At 42.3% G+C, this 17,077-nt stretch carries 17 protein-coding genes, 2 tRNA genes and 1 riboswitch; of the genes, 17 read left to right on the top strand and 2 right to left on the bottom strand.

All coding sequences use genetic code 11. The features are described 5' to 3' along the window. Positions 1–49 precede the first annotated feature (49 nt). Both uvrC and P6709_RS04525 read left to right on the top strand, forming a co-directional pair. Positions 50–1,822, top strand: coding sequence for an excinuclease ABC subunit UvrC (gene uvrC, locus P6709_RS04530; protein WP_278239687.1), 1,773 nt, complete (start codon positions 50–52; stop codon positions 1,820–1,822). A 66-nt stretch (positions 1,823–1,888) separates the two neighbouring features. Then, positions 1,889–2,069, top strand: a riboswitch (Lysine riboswitch). Between the two features lie 130 nt (positions 2,070–2,199). After that, positions 2,200–3,441, top strand: a complete 1,242-nt coding sequence (locus P6709_RS04525) for an aspartate kinase (RefSeq protein WP_278239686.1) — start codon at positions 2,200–2,202, stop codon at positions 3,439–3,441. A 244-nt stretch (positions 3,442–3,685) separates the two neighbouring features. Here P6709_RS04525 and P6709_RS04520 read toward each other — a convergent pair whose 3' ends face one another. Continuing rightward, positions 3,686–4,129, bottom strand: coding sequence for a DUF2507 domain-containing protein (locus P6709_RS04520; RefSeq protein ID WP_278239685.1), 444 nt, complete (start codon positions 4,127–4,129; stop codon positions 3,686–3,688). Positions 4,130–4,478: 349 nt separating this feature from the next. On the opposite strand from P6709_RS04520, the gene P6709_RS04515 reads away from it, so the two are divergent. From P6709_RS04515 to P6709_RS04460, 12 genes are all read left to right on the top strand, one after another. After that, the gene (locus P6709_RS04515) at positions 4,479–5,087 is read left to right on the top strand and encodes a succinate dehydrogenase cytochrome b558 subunit (protein ID WP_278239684.1); all 609 of its coding nucleotides are present in this window, start codon (positions 4,479–4,481) and stop codon (positions 5,085–5,087) included. A gap of 72 nt (positions 5,088–5,159) precedes the next feature. Next, the gene (gene sdhA / locus P6709_RS04510) at positions 5,160–6,920 is read left to right on the top strand and encodes a succinate dehydrogenase flavoprotein subunit (RefSeq protein WP_278239683.1); all 1,761 of its coding nucleotides are present in this window, start codon (positions 5,160–5,162) and stop codon (positions 6,918–6,920) included. 20 nt (positions 6,921–6,940) lie between these two features. Continuing rightward, positions 6,941–7,705 (top strand): succinate dehydrogenase iron-sulfur subunit, encoded by a 765-nt coding sequence (gene sdhB / locus P6709_RS04505; protein ID WP_278239798.1) that lies wholly within the window; start codon positions 6,941–6,943, stop codon positions 7,703–7,705. A gap of 233 nt (positions 7,706–7,938) precedes the next feature. Next, a complete protein-coding gene (locus P6709_RS04500) occupies positions 7,939–8,406 on the top strand; it encodes an acyl-CoA thioesterase (RefSeq protein ID WP_278239682.1) in 468 nt (155 codons plus the stop codon). An 87-nt stretch (positions 8,407–8,493) separates the two neighbouring features. Further along, positions 8,494–8,718 carry a helix-turn-helix domain-containing protein gene (locus tag P6709_RS04495; RefSeq protein WP_278239681.1) on the top strand — a complete coding sequence of 75 codons (225 nt, stop codon included), beginning with the start codon at positions 8,494–8,496 and terminating at the stop codon, positions 8,716–8,718. Positions 8,719–8,837: 119 nt separating this feature from the next. Then, on the top strand, positions 8,838–9,290 hold the full coding sequence (locus P6709_RS04490; RefSeq protein WP_278239680.1) for a MarR family winged helix-turn-helix transcriptional regulator: 453 nt from the start codon (positions 8,838–8,840) through the stop codon (positions 9,288–9,290). Positions 9,291–9,307: 17 nt separating this feature from the next. Beyond that, the gene (racE, locus tag P6709_RS04485) at positions 9,308–10,111 is read left to right on the top strand and encodes a glutamate racemase (RefSeq protein WP_278239679.1); all 804 of its coding nucleotides are present in this window, start codon (positions 9,308–9,310) and stop codon (positions 10,109–10,111) included. Between the two features lie 146 nt (positions 10,112–10,257). Next, positions 10,258–11,022 carry a ribonuclease PH gene (gene rph / locus P6709_RS04480; RefSeq protein ID WP_278239678.1) on the top strand — a complete coding sequence of 255 codons (765 nt, stop codon included), beginning with the start codon at positions 10,258–10,260 and terminating at the stop codon, positions 11,020–11,022. After that, the gene (locus P6709_RS04475; RefSeq protein ID WP_278239677.1) at positions 11,019–11,615 is read left to right on the top strand and encodes an XTP/dITP diphosphatase; all 597 of its coding nucleotides are present in this window, start codon (positions 11,019–11,021) and stop codon (positions 11,613–11,615) included. The genes rph and P6709_RS04475 overlap by 4 nt, the downstream gene beginning before the upstream one ends. Before the next feature lie 9 nt (positions 11,616–11,624). Beyond that, complete coding sequence (locus P6709_RS04470) at positions 11,625–12,131, top strand: metallophosphoesterase (protein ID WP_278239676.1); 507 nt, start codon at positions 11,625–11,627, stop codon at positions 12,129–12,131. Between the two features lie 106 nt (positions 12,132–12,237). Continuing rightward, positions 12,238–12,311: transfer RNA gene (locus P6709_RS04465), tRNA-Arg, on the top strand. A 299-nt stretch (positions 12,312–12,610) separates the two neighbouring features. Then, a tRNA-Arg gene (locus P6709_RS04460) sits at positions 12,611–12,684 on the top strand. Positions 12,685–12,747: 63 nt separating this feature from the next. On the opposite strand, the gene P6709_RS04455 is transcribed toward P6709_RS04460, so the two are convergent. Next, positions 12,748–13,881: a CapA family protein gene (locus P6709_RS04455; RefSeq protein WP_278239675.1), complete on the bottom strand. Its 1,134-nt coding sequence runs from the start codon at positions 13,879–13,881 to the stop codon at positions 12,748–12,750. Between the two features lie 931 nt (positions 13,882–14,812). Between P6709_RS04455 and P6709_RS04450 the strand changes: the two genes are divergently transcribed. The 3 genes from P6709_RS04450 (at position 14,813) to P6709_RS04440 (ending at position 17,018) form a co-directional block, all read left to right on the top strand. Next, a complete protein-coding gene (locus P6709_RS04450) occupies positions 14,813–15,370 on the top strand; it encodes a sigma-70 family RNA polymerase sigma factor (protein WP_278239674.1) in 558 nt (185 codons plus the stop codon). Between the two features lie 219 nt (positions 15,371–15,589). Beyond that, on the top strand, positions 15,590–15,883 hold the full coding sequence (locus P6709_RS04445; protein WP_278239673.1) for a hypothetical protein: 294 nt from the start codon (positions 15,590–15,592) through the stop codon (positions 15,881–15,883). Positions 15,884–16,046: 163 nt separating this feature from the next. Then, the gene (locus tag P6709_RS04440) at positions 16,047–17,018 is read left to right on the top strand and encodes a hypothetical protein (RefSeq protein WP_278239672.1); all 972 of its coding nucleotides are present in this window, start codon (positions 16,047–16,049) and stop codon (positions 17,016–17,018) included. The last annotated feature ends 59 nt before the right edge of the window (positions 17,019–17,077 follow it).

Here is a 17,077-nt window from a genome sequence, read left to right as displayed (position 1 = left end):
TCCTTATGATTAAATAAGTAAACCATTTTCACACACAGGAGGGCTAGTGATGAATGATCTGCTGAAGAATAAACTTGCTGTCCTGCCTGATCAGCCTGGTTGTTATTTAATGAAGGACCGCCAAAATACCATCATCTATGTAGGAAAAGCAAAAGTATTGAAAAATAGAGTGCGTTCTTATTTTACGGGATCTCATGATGGGAAAACGCAAAGGCTTGTCTCCGAAATTGAAGACTTTGAATATATTGTCACCTCATCTGATATAGAGGCATTAATTTTAGAGCTTACCTTAATTAAAAAGCATGATCCTAAATACAATGTGATGCTGAAAGATGATAAATCCTATCCTTTTTTAAAAGTAACTGCAGAAAAGCATCCACGGCTGCTCATTACACGCAAAGTAAAAAAAGATAAGGGGCGCTATTTCGGCCCATATCCGAATGCACAGGCAGCGAATGAAACAAAAAAACTGCTCGACCGGATGTATCCGCTAAGGAAGTGCAGCACCCTTCCGGACCGTGTATGTCTTTACTATCACCTGGGTCAGTGTCTGGCTCCGTGCGAATTTAAAGTGGAAGATACCGTATATCGGCAAATGACAGATGATATTGCCAGGTTCTTAAACGGGGGATTCAAAGAAGTGAAAAGCGACCTTCAGAAAAAGATGGAGTCTGCTTCAGAGAATCTGGAATTTGAAAGAGCAATGGAATATCGCGATCAAATAAACCACATTGAAGCGACGATGGAAAAACAGAAAATGGCTATGAATGACTTCACGAATCGCGATATATTCGGCTACAGCGTTGACAAGGGCTGGATGTGTGTTCAGGTCTTTTTTATTCGCCAGGGCAAGCTGATTGAACGGGATGTTTCCTTATTTCCGATCTATGATGAACCTGAGCAGGAATTTTTAACCTTTATCGGACAATTTTATATGGAACCGAATCACTTTAAACCAAAAGAAGTGCTTGTACCATCGCAAATTGATGCGGAAATGGCAGAAAAGCTGCTTGAAGTTCATGTCCGGCAGCCTGTACGGGGTCAGAAAAAAGACCTGCTGCAGCTTGCAGAAAAAAATGCGAAATTTGCTCTTTTAGAAAAATTTTCTCTTATTGAACGGGATGAAAATAGGACGATCAAAGCAGTCGAACAGCTTGGTGAGGCTATGAATATTCACCCGCCACTGCGGATTGAAGCGTTTGATAATTCAAATATTCAAGGAGCGGATGCGGTGTCCGCGCTTGTTGTTTTTATTGATGGAAAGCCTGCAAAAAAGGAATACCGGAAATACAAAATTAAAACCGTACAAGGGCCGGACGACTATGCTTCTATGAGGGAGGTCATCAGAAGGCGGTATTCGAGGGTGCTGAAAGATGGGCTTCCACTGCCTGATCTTGTGTTGATTGATGGCGGGAAAGGACAGATCGAAGCGGCACGGGAAGTGCTTGAGGATGAACTGGGGCTGGACCTTCCACTTGCCGGTCTGGCTAAAGATGACCGGCATCAAACCTCTAATCTTTTGTTTGGTAGCCCGCTTGAGATGGTTCCGCTGAGCAGGCGGAGTCAGGAGTTTTACCTTCTTCAGCGAATTCAGGATGAGGTGCACAGATTTGCCATTACCTTTCACCGGCAGCTGCGCGGGAAAAATTCAATTCAGTCAGTTCTCGATGAAATTCCGGGCATTGGTCCTCAGCGTAAAAAGAAACTGCTTAGACATTTCGGCTCTGTGAAAAAGCTGAGAGAAGCTACACTCGAAGAAGTAGTGGATGCAGGGATGCCCCCTATGCTGGCTGAGGAGATTGTGAATAAACTTAAAGATTAGATTGATTCAAAAAAACCCTTTTGCTATAATAGGACAAAGTTAATATACACTCACTTTTCTTTTTAAAGTGGGGATAGAGGTGCGAAAGCCAAAAGTATCTGTGCGGAGGAAGATGAATCCGGTGAAGCACAGAAAAAGGGGCAATCGCCGAAGTCTGCACTCCTTTCATCAGGAAGCAAACTGGTTCTGTATTTAAAAAATGCAGGGCTGTCAAGATGATCTTTCATCTTGGAGAGCTATCTCACCTGAGCAGCGATGGACATTTTAGTTCAAAAGCAATGGGGATACTCTTCCCATTGCTTTTTTTGTGCATTAATAAGCAGCTGGACCATACGGTTGTTCAGGAATGAGAAATAATATGTGAGAAGAGGCTTGCAATGAGTTTAATTGTACAAAAATTTGGCGGAACATCGGTAGGATCAGTGGAGAAAATACAGCATGCTGCGACTAGAGTCATTCAGGAAATCCAAAATGGTCACCAGGTGGTGGTCGTTGTTTCTGCTATGGGAAAAACAACAGATGATTTGATACGCCTCGCAGCAGGGATTACCGACTCTCCCAATAAGCGGGATATGGATATGCTTTTAACGACAGGAGAGCAGATGACCATCTCGCTCCTTTCAATGGCATTGCAAAGCAAAGGCTGTTCAAGTGTTTCTATGACTGGATGGCAGGCGGGCATTCAAACAGAAGCGGTGCACAGCAAGGCCCGAATAACACATATTGAAACGGCGCGCATGAAGGAAGAACTGGAAAAAGGCAAAGTAGTCGTAGTAGCCGGTTTTCAGGGAATGGACGAGAATTTTGAAATTACTACTCTGGGCAGAGGAGGCTCGGATACAACGGCGGTGGCTTTAGCATCTGCCTTATCAGCTCAGCGCTGTGACATTTTCACAGATGTAGACGGAGTTTATACCTCTGACCCCAGATTTATAAAAGGCGCCAGAAAGCTTGAAGGAATTTCCTATGATGAGATGCTTGAGTTAGCGAATTTAGGAGCAGGCGTCCTGCATCCCCGGGCGGTAGAATATGCAAAAAATCATTCTCTGCCTCTTACAGTGAGGTCAAGCATAGAGGAAATTGAAGGTACGCTGATCGAGGAGGAATCGAAATTGGAAGAAAATCTGGTTGTCCGCGGAGTCGCTTTTGAAGGCGATATCGTACGAATGACAGTTTATGGACTGGAAAATGAAGTGACAGGCATTTCAGCTATCTTTTCCGTGCTGGCAGATAATCATATTAATGTGGATATCATTATTCAGAGCCGGACAGAACTGAATTCAACTAATCTGTCTTTTTCTATTAAAGAAGCTGAGCTGGAAGAAACACGCAGCGCTCTGCTTCAAAACAAGGAACGACTGGGCTTTTCAAAAATCGAACATGAAGCCGGACTTGCGAAAGTTTCGATCGTCGGCTCAGGGATGGTATCAAATCCCGGAGTAGCTGCGCAAATGTTTGAGGTTTTAGCTGAACAAGAAATTGCTATCAAAATGATCAGCACCTCTGAAATAAAAGTATCAACAGTAGTGGAAATGGATAAAATGATTCCTGCTGCTCAAGCGGTTCATGACAGTTTTTCATTAGCATCCCTCCAGCCTAAGCCGCAGCTGACAAATTAAAAATAAAGAGCTTGGGACAATAGTGTCTCAAGCTCTTTATCCGGTTCGCTGCGCTTAAGGCGGACGCTTTCCGCAGGGACGGCGCTGAGCCTTTCAAGGGCCTTGCCATGTATAGTCTCAGCTTGCCGTCAAATCCTGCTGGAGTCGCCACCTTCCGCTCCGCTCTCCTACTACTATTAATAACTATATCCTCATTTTTAATACTTTTTTTAAGTTTTGTCCCAATCTGTTCATATTGATCTTATTATTTGATCTTCCTTGACGGAAGACCATAGGGATCCTTAGCATCCCATTTAAGCGTGAATTGGATAATGGCATTTTTTTGGCGCTGGCCAATGGCTTCGGTCTGGCATTGCTTCATCATAGCAAATTGCTCCGCAAGAAAGCCTGCTTCAAGTGTAAAGTGCTGTGCTTGTTTATTTTCAATCCTGTTTTTCAGCAGCTCCCCCCCAAGTTCAAGGGTCAATTCGTCATTTCGCTGTTTTAAGATCTTGAGACTGCCCCAATCAGCTTTTTCAAAAAAGTGTATAAGTTCCCCTTCATTTTGACAGGGGTGTTTGCGGGCAAGGTTTTTTCCTGCCCAGTAAAGTATTTCATTTGTATGATTTCCAAGCAACTCCGGCAGCAACTCGTCCCGAATGAGAGAATAACCGAAGGATCCTGCAGTGATTTCGTTTTCTTCAGACATGATGTGACCTCACTTTCCACTCTTCTATTATACGAGTTTACTTGTTAAAGTGTAAGAGACACGGGGTGAAATAATGGAATTGTCCCCTTATATTTTCATAAAGAGGGCCAAAAGTCACTCATTTTAGCTGTAAGCGTTATAGTAAAATAACAAAGTTAAATGTCCACAAAAAGTTAACATTCAGAATTATTTTTATGTATACGTTTTCTTGACGGTCAATTCTTATCGGAGTACAATTAAGTTGTCACATAAATGTTATATTGTGCGAAATAGCTTGATTATCGTCGAAATGTTTGAAAAAATTTGACGAGATTCATAAGCTGGTATTTTTTGGAGGGGGTAACGTTCGATGGCTAATAGTCGAGAGTTTTACTGGAGGAGGCTGCATTCTTTACTGGGGGTTATTCCTGTAGGGATCTTCCTGATTCAGCATCTGATTGTGAATCATTATGCTACAAGAGGTGTAGAATCATTCAACAACGCAGCGCATGTAATGGAAGGCTTGCCTTTCAGATTGATCCTGGAAATTTTTATTATCTTTGTTCCGCTTTATTTTCACGCAATTTATGGCGTGTATATTGCTTTTACATCAAGAAACAATCCGCGTCAGTATGGAACTTTCAGAAACTGGATGTTTATTATGCAGCGCGTAACAGGCGTATTTACACTGATTTTCGTAACTTGGCATATCTGGGAAACTCGTATTGCCGCAGCGATGGGAGCAGACGTCAACTTTGGAATGATGGAGTCAATTTTATCTGATCCATTTATGCTGGCATTTTATATAGCAGGTGTCGTATCAACTACCTTCCATTTCGCTAATGGGCTATGGTCATTTTTAGTAACATGGGGTGTAACGATCAGTCCAAGTTCACAAAGAATTTCCACTTATGTGACGATAGGTATTTTCCTGGCACTTACAACCATCGGGATTCGTGCAATCCTGGCATTTGTTTAATACACGTATTTTACACATATAAATCGTTGAGCAAACGCTCAGTCAGCGGATAAAAGTAAGGAGAGTGTCTAAATGAGCAAAGGCAAAATTATCGTTGTCGGCGGAGGACTTGCAGGTCTAATGGCAACGATCAAAGCAGCGGAAGCCGGCATGGCAGTGGATCTGTTTTCACTCGTTCCGGTTAAACGTTCACACTCCGTTTGTGCACAAGGCGGAATCAATGGGGCAGTGAATACTAAAGGAGAAGGAGATTCCCCGTGGGAACACTTTGATGACAGTGTTTACGGTGGAGACTTTTTAGCAAACCAGCCTCCTGTAAAAGCAATGTGCGATGCTGCTCCCGGCATCATTCATTTGTTAGATCGTATGGGAGTTATGTTTAATCGTACACCTGAAGGCCTCCTGGACTTCAGACGTTTTGGGGGCACTCAGCATCACCGGACAGCTTTTGCAGGCGCAACAACCGGGCAGCAGCTTCTTTACGCGCTTGATGAGCAGGTGCGCCGTCATGAGGTAGCAGGCCTTGTTACAAAATACGAGGGCTGGGAATTCCTTGGCTCTGTATTAGATGATGACGGAATCTGCCGTGGAGTGGTTGCGCAGAATCTTTCCAGTATGGACATTCAGTCATTCGCTGGTGATGCTGTCATCATTGCAACCGGCGGACCAGGAATCATTTTTGGGAAATCAACTAATTCAGTCATTAATACAGGCTCAGCAGCTTCCATTGTGTATCAGCAGGGCGCGTATTACGCGAATGGAGAATTTATTCAAATTCACCCAACGGCGATTCCGGGAGACGACAAGCTGCGTCTCATGAGTGAATCAGCACGCGGAGAAGGCGGACGTGTCTGGACATACAAAGACGGCAAACCATGGTATTTCCTCGAAGAGAAATATCCTGCTTATGGGAACCTGGTGCCTCGTGATATAGCCACACGTGAAATTTTCGATGTCTGCGTTTTCCAAAAACTCGGCATTAATGGTGAAAACATGGTTTACCTGGATCTTTCTCATAAAGATCCAAAAGAACTTGATATAAAGCTTGGCGGCATTATTGAAATCTACGAAAAGTTCATGGGCGACGATCCAAGAAAGCTTCCGATGAAAATCTTCCCTGCTGTTCATTATTCGATGGGCGGACTTTGGGTAGATTACGATCAGATGACGAATATACCAGGTCTATTTGCTGCAGGAGAATGTGATTACTCTATTCATGGTGCAAACCGGCTGGGTGCAAACTCTCTTCTTTCCTCCATCTATGGCGGTATGGTAGCTGGCCCTAACGCGGTGTCTTATATTAATGGTCTTGAAAAAACAGTCGAAGATATATCACCGGAGGTTTTTGAACGCCACGTAAAAGAAGAGCAGGATAAGTGGGATCACCTCATGTCGATGGACGGTGAAGAAAACGCTTATGTAATTCACAAAGAGCTGGGTGAATGGATGACGGATAATGTAACGGTTGTCCGCTATAATGACAAGCTTGAAGAAACAGATGCAAAAATCCAGGAGCTTCTTGAGCGCTTTGAAAATATTAATATTAATGACACAAATAAATGGAGCAACCAGGGAGCTGTCTTCACACGCCAGCTGAAAAATATGCTTCATCTTGCACGAGTGGTAACGATTGGTGCACTTCAGCGTAATGAAAGCCGCGGCGCCCACTTTAAACCTGATTTTCCGGAACGTAATGATGAAGAGTTCCTAAAAACGACGATGGCGAAATTTAATCCGGCCACTAATTCTCCTGAGATTCATTATGAAGATGTGGATACATCCCTGATTGAACCTCGTAAACGGGATTATTCGAAAAAGAAAGGAGCTAAGTAATCATGACTGCAACTGAAACGATGAAAGAACAAAAAATGATTCGATTCGAAATATACAGACAAGATGACCTTGACTCCACTCCTTATATGGAAGAATTTGAAATTCCTTATCGTGCCAATATGAACGTAATTTCTGCTTTAATGGAAATCCGGCGAAATCCCTTCAATAAAAAAGGGGATAAGACAACACCTGTTGCGTGGGACATGGGCTGTCTGGAGGAAGTGTGCGGAGCCTGCTCAATGGTTATTAACGGGACTCCGCGGCAGTCTTGTACTGCTTTAGTTGATCAGCTTGAACAGCCGATTCGTCTTGAGCCGATGAAAACATTCCCGGTCGTCCGTGACCTGCAGGTTGACCGCAGCCGGATGTTCGATTCGCTGAAAAAGGTAAAAGCGTGGATCCCGATTGATGGCACGTATGACCTTGGACCTGGCCCGAGAATGCCGGAAAAAAGAAGACAATGGGCATATGAATTGTCAAAATGCATGACTTGCGGTGTTTGTCTTGAAGCCTGTCCAAACGTAAACAGCAAATCAGACTTTATCGGACCGGCCCCTCTTTCGCAGGTACGCTTATTCAATGCACATCCAACGGGTGCTATGAACAAAAACGAAAGACTTCAAGCGATTATGGGGGACGGAGGACTTGGAGACTGCGGAAATTCCCAAAACTGCGTCCAAGCTTGTCCAAAGGGCATCCCGCTTACCACTTCAATTGCTGCCCTTAACCGCGACACTAACTTGCAGATGTTCCGAAACTTCTTCGGAAGCGACAACGAAGTTTAAGGCAGGAAGCCGCAATTAATGAAACATAGAAGAGTGAACTAACGAATACCCATTCGTTAGTTCACTCTCTTTTTTTGTCTCTCTACTTTCTGAGTAAGCAAGTGTTTTTGCAGACGATGCCTTTCTTCATTTAGGATCATGACAGCAAGGACAATGGTGGCGGATGGGAGGGGGATAAGCTATACTGAAAGAAAATGAATAGGTATTCATGTTTTAGGAGGGAGAATGTAACAATGAAGAGCAGTTACATAGTTAACCTGGAAGAATGGAAAAGTGAATTCAGCTTTTATTATGAAGTAAAGGTTCGCTTTTCTGAGACAGATCTTTTTGGTCATATGAATAATACAGTTCCATTTATCTACTTTGAACAGGCAAGAATCGAATTTTTAAAGGAACTCGGTTTTATGCAAAAATGGATGCAGCCTGATCATGACAGCATCCCGGTTGTGGCAGATTTGCAGTGTGACTTTCTGCAGCAGGTTTATTTCGATCAGCGTATAAGATTATATGTTAAAGCGGCGGGTATAGGCCGGTCTTCAGTGGATCTTCACTACTGTGGTATAAATGAAAAGCAGGAGGTTGTATTTACGGGCAGGGGAACAATGGTCCAAATTTATAAGTCCACCGGGAAAAGCAAACACTGGAGTGAAGAGCAGAGGAATGCCATGGAGGAAAAAAGAAATCCTTCATATGTAAAATAGATTCGCAAATCAACGCACTCCTTGCAATGTTGACTCATAAACTGGATAAACTGGCTTCAGTTTAGCAAGTGAGGAGGAAGAAATCCGATGAGTCGATCACAGTACAACAGAGCATCCATCTTAACAAAAAGAGAACGTGAAGTTTTTGGTTTGCTGCTTCAAGATAAAACCACCAAGGATATTGCTGGTGAGCTGTTTATTAGTGAAAAAACCGTGCGCAATCATATTTCTAATGCGATACAGAAATTAGGTGTGAAGGGAAGGGCGCAGGCAATTGTGGAGCTGCTTAGAATGGGTGAACTGACATTGTAAAAGGGGATTTTCCCTTTTTACAATTATACATATGAGACGGTCAGAAAAAGATTCTTGATATTTGCACTAAAAACGGTCACAATCAAAGTAGAATTAATTTGAAGGAGTGTCGAGGGCTGATGGAAAAGAAAGGTACTCAGGAGCTTCATCCTGCTGGAGTGATGGCAGGAATTGAAAAAGACCTGCGCTATATTTCCGGTATTATAAAACAAAAAGGCCGGGAAATTCTAAGCCAGTATACAATTACGCCACCACAATTTATAGCCTTGCAATGGCTTTTTGAAGCAGGAGATATGACAATTGGAGAACTTTCGAGCAAGATGTACCTGGCCTGCAGCACAACAACTGATCTTGTAGACCGGATGGAAAAAAATGAACTGGTAATGAGAGTGAAGGATGAAAATGACCGCAGGGTTGTCCGTATTCATTTGCTGAAAGAAGGCGAGCGGATTATTGAAGAAGTGATCAAAAAACGACAGCAGTATTTAAATGAAGTACTTATCGATTTTTCCGGAGAAGAAGTAGAACTTCTTTCCAAAGGGCTAAATCGCTTGCATAACGAAATGAAATAAAGAGTGAGGGGCTTTTTTTGAGCAGATCAATTGGTGTAATGGATTCAGGTATCGGAGGGTTAACAGTCGCAAAAGAGATTATGCGTCAGCTGCCCAATGAGAACATCGTTTATATTGGGGACACGGCACGTTGTCCATACGGGCCGAGACCGAGTTCAGAAGTAAAAACATATACATGGGAAATGGCCCGTTTTTTATACAATCAAAACATCAAGATGCTAGTCATTGCCTGCAATACAGCAACTGCGGTGGTTCTTGAAGAAATTCAGACAGCGCTTGATATACCGGTGATCGGAGTTATTTCTCCCGGAGCACGCTCTGCTGTAAAATGGACTAAAAACGACCGGATTGGCATATTAGGGACATCAGGAACGATTAAAAGCAGAGCTTATGAGACTTCCTTAGCTGATCTGAGACCTTCTGTTATATCTTTTCCGCTTGCCTGCCCGAAATTTGTGCCGCTTGTTGAAAGTGGAGAGCATGCTGGGGCAATGGCAAAAAAAATTGTAGCAGAAACACTGGTTGAGCTGAAAAACACCAAAATTGATACATTGATACTGGGATGCACGCACTATCCTCTGCTTCAGCCGCTGATTGAGCAGTATATGGGAGCTTCTATCACCGTCATTTCCTCAGGGGATGAAACGGCCAGAGAAGTCAGTGCAATATTGGCTTACCGGGGTGAATTGAATGCCAGGTACGAAAAAGAAAGCCACCGTTTTTATACGACCGGATCATCCAAGATTTTTGGACAAGTAGCCAAGGAGTGGCTGCAGGATGATGAGCTGATGATTGATATGATTCAATTGCCGAGGGAGTAATGTCCCGCGGCTTTTTTTTTTCATGAAATGTGTTGATCTAAATCATGTTTCAGTAATGGCAGACTTTGATATACTATGAAAGACTTAACGCCAAAGACTAAACCCCATTGGATTTAAATCGTTTAGCTGGCAGAGGAGGACATGGAATGAGGATTGACGGCCGAAAAGAAAATGAACTTCGACCTATTACAATTGAAAAAAACTACTTAAAACATCCTGAGGGATCTGTATTAATCTCGGTTGGCGATACAAAGGTAATATGCACAGCCAGTATTGAAGAACGCGTCCCGCCTTTTATGAGGGGACAGGGAAAAGGCTGGATAACGGCTGAATATGCAATGCTGCCCCGTGCAACAGGCCAAAGAACCATACGCGAATCTTCAAAAGGGAAAGTACAGGGCAGAACGATGGAGATTCAGCGTTTAATTGGAAGGGCACTCAGATCGGTTGTGAATCTTTCTGCTCTGGGAGAGCGGACCATCTGGATTGACTGTGATGTTATACAAGCAGATGGCGGGACGAGAACCGCTTCCATCACAGGTGCATTTGTAGCCATGACCTTGGCTGTTTCCAAGCTTGTTGAAAATAAAAAAATTGCTACCTTTCCGATTACGGATTTTTTGGCCGCGACTTCAGTCGGCATCAGTGAAGAGCATGGTATTATTCTCGATCTGAACTATGCAGAAGACAGTACCGCCAATGTCGACATGAATATGGTGATGACAGGGTCAGGAGAGTTTGTTGAACTGCAGGGAACAGGTGAGGAATCCACTTTTTCACATGCCCAGCTTTTAAGTATGCTTGAAGCAGCAGATCTTGGAATCCGAAACATCATTGCAGAACAGCAAAAGGCATTGGGTTCTGCTGCATCATTCTTTTCATCAGGGGCATCGAAGGTTGATCCAGTATGAAAAAAGTGCTGATTGCAACTGCAAACAAAGGGAAAGCAAACGAATTTAAAAATCTTTTTGCTCCTCTTGGCTACGAGGTAACGACATTGCTGGATTATCCTGAAATGGACGATATAGAAGAAACAGGTGAGACGTTTGAAGAAAATGCGATTTTAAAAGCTGAAGCAGCCTCCAGCCAGTTTAACGTCCTCGCTATTGCAGACGACAGCGGATTATTAATTGATGCTTTAAATGGAGAACCGGGTGTTTATTCTGCCCGTTATGCAGGTAAAGAAAAGAATGATGAAGAAAATATTAAAAAAGTCCTTCGAAATCTCCAGGGCATTCCTCCTCATAAAAGGACGGGGCGTTTTCATTGCACACTTGCGATTAGTATTCCGGGCAAAAAAACGTTCACAGTCACTGGAGAATGTGAGGGCAGGATTACCAATGAAAAAATGGGAGAAGGCGGATTTGGGTACGATCCAATATTTTGGATTGAAGATGAATCCCGCACTCTTGCTCAAATGACAGGAGAAGAAAAAAGTGCAATCAGTCACAGAGGCAACGCACTTAAAAAGCTGAAAGAAATACTGCCTAAAATTGTTAACTGAGGTGATAGGATGAAAATACTTGCAGTAAGCGATAACCATGGAGACAGAGAACGGATAGTGGAGCTTAAAGAACGCTACAAAGACAGCGTTGACGTTATGCTGCATTGCGGTGATTCGGAGCTTCCTTTTGATTCGCCGGAAATGGAAGGGTTTGAAAGAGTCCGCGGAAATTGTGATATGGATTCAGCTTATCCGGATGAAAAAGTTGTAAAAGTAAAAGGTACTACGTTATTTGTCACTCACGGTCATTTATACGGCATCAAGCAGTCTCTGGATAAAATTCATTATAAAGCATCCGAGGAAGAAGCAGAGATTGCATTTTTCGGGCATTCTCATTCTCTCGGAGCAGAAGTTATAGATCAGCGCCTGTATATTAATCCAGGCAGTATATTGCTCCCACGTGATCGTAAGGAGGCTTCATATGCCATTGTGGAAAAAAATGAAGATGAAGTTTCGGTTCATTTTTACGATGAATTGCATAATGAACTCACCTCCTGGAGCGGACAATTAACATGAGAAAAAGAGGCGCGAAATACGTGCGCCTTCTTTTTTTGAAAAAATCGTTGACTTTCATTTATTCTGCTACTATAATAATAATTGTCCTTAAAAAATACTACATACTGTCCCAGTAGCTCAGCTGGATAGAGCAACGCCCTTCTAAGGCGTCGGTCGGGAGTTCGAATCTCTCCTGGGACGCTACATGTTTCGGTTCATAGCCAGGATAAACCCTGGCTTAGGACGCGAAAAAAATGCTATCACACTGTGGTAGCATTTTTTCATTTAAACTTCTGCACATTTGTTTTCATACTGGTTTACTATATTGAAAATTCCACTATATTCTTCTATAATGTGTGAAGGAATTGATGCAGATCTAATAGCGCCTATGGGTGCATTAGCATCAAGTCTCTTTGAATTACAAATTTTTTTCTGAGTAAACTTCAACCTGTCTTACTTCTTTCGAACCCCTTTGATTGGCTGGTAAGGAATAGAAATATGTCCCAGTAGCTCAGCTGGATAGAGCAACGCCCTCCTAAGGCGTAGGTCGGGAGTTCAAATCTCTCCTGGGACGCTGAAAAACTGAGAAAAGCCTGTTGCATTTTGTATGCAGCAGGCTTTTCGTGTTTTACTGTAACTAGTTCAGCCATTGCATCACATGCTCAACCGTTTCTTCGTATGTTTCTCCTGCTATTGACGTTGCACCGGCTTCTTTCATGGGAACAGCAATATATTCTCCATTTTCACCTCTGATTACCTGTGTGGGCTCAATGAATGGATTTGACAGCTGGATGGTTGTTTGATCATTGGCAACGGTTTTCGTTACATCTAAAGTAGCGACTCCGCCTACATCTGTAAACTCGAAATTTTGACCGGAATAGAAATTTCCAAGTGAATAAAATACTGCTGTATCGCTTCCATCGGGCTGCTGCAGTATGTCGATAGGCTGCAGTACATGAGGATGGTGGCCGAAAATGATATCCACCTGCTCATCTGCCAGAACCTGCGCAAGGGAAGTTTGATAACTGTTAGGCAGACGTTCGTACTCGTTGCCCCAATGCATATGTACAATTAACACATCTGCTTGATCGCGAAGAGCTTTTACTTCTGTTCGTATCCGATTTTCTTCGATAAGTGCTACTGAGTCTTCAAACCCTGCAGGAACGGGAATGCCGTTTGTGCTGAATGTATAGGAAAGAATGCCGAACGTGACGCCGTCGACATCGATTATACGATGATCTGCTCTGTCCTCAGCATCACGATAAGCGCCTGCATAAGGTAAACTGAGTTCATCGTATAGATCAAGTGCGCTCATTAACGGGGGTATTCCGCGGTCAATCGTATGATTATTAGCCGCAATAATCATATCGACTCCGACTTCTTTCAGTTCGACCACAATCTCCTGAGGGCTGTTGAACGAAGGGTAAGCTGATAGGCCGAACTCTGTGCCCCCGGGAACCGATTCCTGATTAGCCATTAAAAAATCCGGAGACGACAAAAGCGGCTGAACGGCTTCTAATGGTGGTCCAAAATCAAATACCCCAGGCTGTGTTTCCTGTCTTTCGTAAACCCTATCATGTAAAAGAACGTCGCCTATTGCTCCTATATTCACTGTTGTTTCTGTGTTATGCCAGGAAGGAGATACCGCTTTAGATAAAAGCTCTACCGGACGAGCCGGCATGGAAACAGTCGTTTGAGTAATACTTTCCTGACACGCTGATAGAATGCTAAATGACATCAACACCGTTAGAACTGGTTTTATAGTACGCATATTTATCTCCCGTTTCTCTAAATAATTACATTCATATTACCATAGGAGTAATATAAATATCATAAGTTTAAGTAAATTAAATCCATTTAATTGTATTTAAGGATTCAGCCTACTGTAACTCTTTTTGAAAAGAGATGTAAATTGAAGAAATGACAGGAGTTTCGTAACTAAATAATCAGATTGAAATCCATTGAACGACAAAGATTTTGAATTGGACATGGTAAGATGAATGCGTACATATAGAAGTTAAGTTAAAACAGCGGTAGATCTAATTTATTCATTTAACTTAACTTGTTCGCTATCGTAAAAAGAATCGGGAATTATTTAATTCAGATGGTCTATAAGCTATTAAAAATAATTGTTTTTTTCCCATGTTTTAAATGAGTTCAATCTACTGTTATATATGATTTTAATTATATGTACTACACTTACGATGGTTTAAAATAAACCTTAAACCCGCCTTATAAAAGGCTTTTTTCCCAATGTTTGCTCGACATCATTCGACTTAGGGATAAAATACTGTGCGTTATAATGAAAGAACAAATGTACGGGCGGACAGTCATATCCTTTTAAGATTTCTTTACGTCGGGGATATGCCATTTACAGCTGCAGGAAGTGTGTAGCTGCGTGAATGCGCAAAAAATGCGCAGGCAGCGGCATCTTGCAGTCGGTAAATGAACAAAATTTACAGCCTTAAAACTGAATTCCTGTGTGTAAGATCATCCTCATGTCTACGAACATTTATATCCATACTGTGGAGTTAAAATAGCGGCGTTCTTCTATTTCAGAAGGGCGTCGTTTTTATATAAATTTGTATGAAGCCTGTTTATTTCTTACTTAAAATCCTTTTGATAACAAATTATTAAAAAAATTCCGCATATTAATTTGAGGGAGGATATACAAATAAGAACCTACAAAGGAGATGATAAAAATGCTGGATGTTAAAAACTTAATAATGGAGTATCAGTTAACGGGCAGTGAGGAGTCCTTTAATGAACTTTATGAAGTGTATGCACCTAAAGTATTCAGGTATGCACGAAAGCAATCATTTCAGCGGAAGTTAGTGTGGGAGGATGTGGAATCAGAAGCAAATCAAACCTTTTATCAGGCAGTCAAAGTGTATGACATCCGAATTGGAGATTTTGAGCCATTCCTCTTTTTAATGCTCCGTCGCAGGATGGCGAATATCAGTCAAAAAGAAAACACTTATGACGCTTATCTGAAACAGCTTGCAGAAGCAGAGTGTGAGCAGGTCGAGGATACAACAGAGAATTGGGTTATAAAAAAAGAGCAGCGCCAACTGCTCGAGGATCTCATTGCGAACGCTACCGTATCAAGCCGCCAAGCTCTGATAGCATTCGCAAAGTCATATTCATTCCGTGAAGCCGCCAAGCAACTCGGAACAACTGATAAAACGGTTAAAAATCGAATCTTAAAAATTGCAGAAAAGCGCCAAAACCTTTGGCTGGCCGATTACTTAACCGCTTAATCGAACACCGGATGACCGCCCGATGAAGAATGTGCAACTCTAAACAGAAACACATCCCATAATTCATTATACACAGGAGAGCCCAGTTTTAAACCGTTGATCTGGCAAAATAGTAAAACAATGCTTTGATCCTACAAACATATATTCGCAGGTTGCGTGAATGATAGATTGCTAATGAATGTACAGTGCAACATCAAAATGATACCGGGGGTGCAGGATATGAATGAGCAATTTCAAAGTGAAGAACTGAAAAAAATGTCGGAAGAAATTAGAAAGCTTGAAAACTGGATAGTGCGGCTTGACGAAAAACAGACGACAATATTGAGAATTGAAAAGCTTGCTGACGATGCCTACCAGCTTGCAGATCAGGCAGAAGGGAAAGCGAAGGAAGTCGCAAAAGACGGTCAGGTGAATACCAGAGACCTGCAGGCGCTGGAAACCCGTTTTAAATGGTCCATCGGTCTTGTTGCTCCGTTTTTCATGTGGGTAGTGGGAGAGATTTTTTCAAAATAAACGATTATACGAGAGGTCTTTTCAAGCCGGTAAATTCAAGAAGAGGCTTCTCTTATTCAACACCCATAAATTGTTTTATTAATTGTACAGCTTTCCGTTTTGGTTTTTAGCAGTACTCATGCTAAACTCAAATCACTTACAATATCGGAAGGGTGTATGATCCGTGGCCAAACGTCCAGGTAAAAAGAAATCAGACGATCAAAAAGTTGTCCCTTTTCCGCAGTTAAAAGACAGACTAATAGAAAAAGGACTTGAGAAGCTGCAGGAACAGCATCATGCAGAAGCTATACAATTGCTCAAAGATGCCTATGCTTTGGATCAGGAGGATTCTGTCACTCTGACCTCTCTTGCGGTCGCTTTATATGAGGATCACAAATGGACAGAAGCAAAAGAACTGTGCGGTAAAATGCTTCATGAAGGAATAGGAGACTATGAGGAAACCCTTGAGTTATACATTATGAATCTATTTCAACTGAGGGAGCATGACGAGATTGCAGAGACAATTCAGACTGTCCTGGATGAAGGCGTGCTTTCTTATGAGCGAAGAGATCGCTTTGAGCATCTGCTGTCCATCAGCCATAAGCAGGACCAGGAGGATCAGCTTGAAGAAAACTCCTTTCAATCTTTCATTCTGCAAAAAGATCTTGAGCAGCAAATGGTGCAGGTGGCAAACCTTTCAAAACAGAACATTCACCCTATAAAGGAATCTCTGATTGATGCCATACAACTAAAGCAAACACACCCTTTTATTAAAACCATGCTGCTGAACATTTTAAGAGAACAAGGAGTGCAGGCCAGTGTTCTTATAGAAAAATGGGGAAGAAAAAAAGAGATAAACCCCTCAACGTTAAACGAGCCGTTTGAATCAGAACGATTTGAAGAGGTGCTGACACGTATTCAAAATGAAGCGGGTCACGAAGATCCGAATCTTGTTGAATTGGCAGTTGACTTGATGAGAAGACATCTTTTTCTTCTTTATCCGTATTCGTGGGCAGAGCAGGATCCGTCCATTATTGCCAAAGCGTACTTGCACTTAGGTGAAAGGTATATGGGACTTGAGATGGAATGGAATGAGCTCGAAACGAACGGGATCGCAGACGAGATTGAAACATTAGAAATGGTTCCCATTATATGAACTGATGCGTAGCTGTTGAAAGAGTGTTATCCTATGTTATAATACAATGGTTGCATAAT

Source organism: Jeotgalibacillus sp. ET6, assembly GCF_029667115.1.
GTDB lineage: Bacteria > Bacillota > Bacilli > Bacillales > Jeotgalibacillaceae > Jeotgalibacillus.
The sequence above is the reverse complement of the archived record's forward strand: the minus strand, read 5'-3'. Positions and strand labels throughout refer to the sequence as shown.

Excerpts from the sequence above, each read along its gene's own strand:
- P6709_RS04455 (WP_278239675.1), bottom strand. The coding sequence starts at position 13,881 with ATGCGTACTATAAAACCAGTTCTAACGGTGTTGATGTCATTTAGCATT.
- sdhA (WP_278239683.1), top strand. The coding sequence starts at position 5,160 with ATGAGCAAAGGCAAAATTATCGTTGTCGGCGGAGGACTTGCAGGTCTA.
- P6709_RS04475 (WP_278239677.1), top strand. The coding sequence starts at position 11,019 with ATGAAAAAAGTGCTGATTGCAACTGCAAACAAAGGGAAAGCAAACGAA.
- P6709_RS04445 (WP_278239673.1), top strand. The coding sequence starts at position 15,590 with ATGAATGAGCAATTTCAAAGTGAAGAACTGAAAAAAATGTCGGAAGAA.
- P6709_RS04500 (WP_278239682.1), top strand. The coding sequence starts at position 7,939 with ATGAAGAGCAGTTACATAGTTAACCTGGAAGAATGGAAAAGTGAATTC.
- P6709_RS04450 (WP_278239674.1), top strand. The coding sequence starts at position 14,813 with ATGCTGGATGTTAAAAACTTAATAATGGAGTATCAGTTAACGGGCAGT.
- P6709_RS04525 (WP_278239686.1), top strand. The coding sequence starts at position 2,200 with ATGAGTTTAATTGTACAAAAATTTGGCGGAACATCGGTAGGATCAGTG.
- P6709_RS04520 (WP_278239685.1), bottom strand. The coding sequence starts at position 4,129 with ATGTCTGAAGAAAACGAAATCACTGCAGGATCCTTCGGTTATTCTCTC.
- uvrC (WP_278239687.1), top strand. The coding sequence starts at position 50 with ATGAATGATCTGCTGAAGAATAAACTTGCTGTCCTGCCTGATCAGCCT.
- sdhB (WP_278239798.1), top strand. The coding sequence starts at position 6,941 with ATGAAAGAACAAAAAATGATTCGATTCGAAATATACAGACAAGATGAC.
- rph (WP_278239678.1), top strand. The coding sequence starts at position 10,258 with ATGAGGATTGACGGCCGAAAAGAAAATGAACTTCGACCTATTACAATT.
- P6709_RS04470 (WP_278239676.1), top strand. The coding sequence starts at position 11,625 with ATGAAAATACTTGCAGTAAGCGATAACCATGGAGACAGAGAACGGATA.
- P6709_RS04515 (WP_278239684.1), top strand. The coding sequence starts at position 4,479 with ATGGCTAATAGTCGAGAGTTTTACTGGAGGAGGCTGCATTCTTTACTG.
- P6709_RS04495 (WP_278239681.1), top strand. The coding sequence starts at position 8,494 with ATGAGTCGATCACAGTACAACAGAGCATCCATCTTAACAAAAAGAGAA.
- P6709_RS04490 (WP_278239680.1), top strand. The coding sequence starts at position 8,838 with ATGGAAAAGAAAGGTACTCAGGAGCTTCATCCTGCTGGAGTGATGGCA.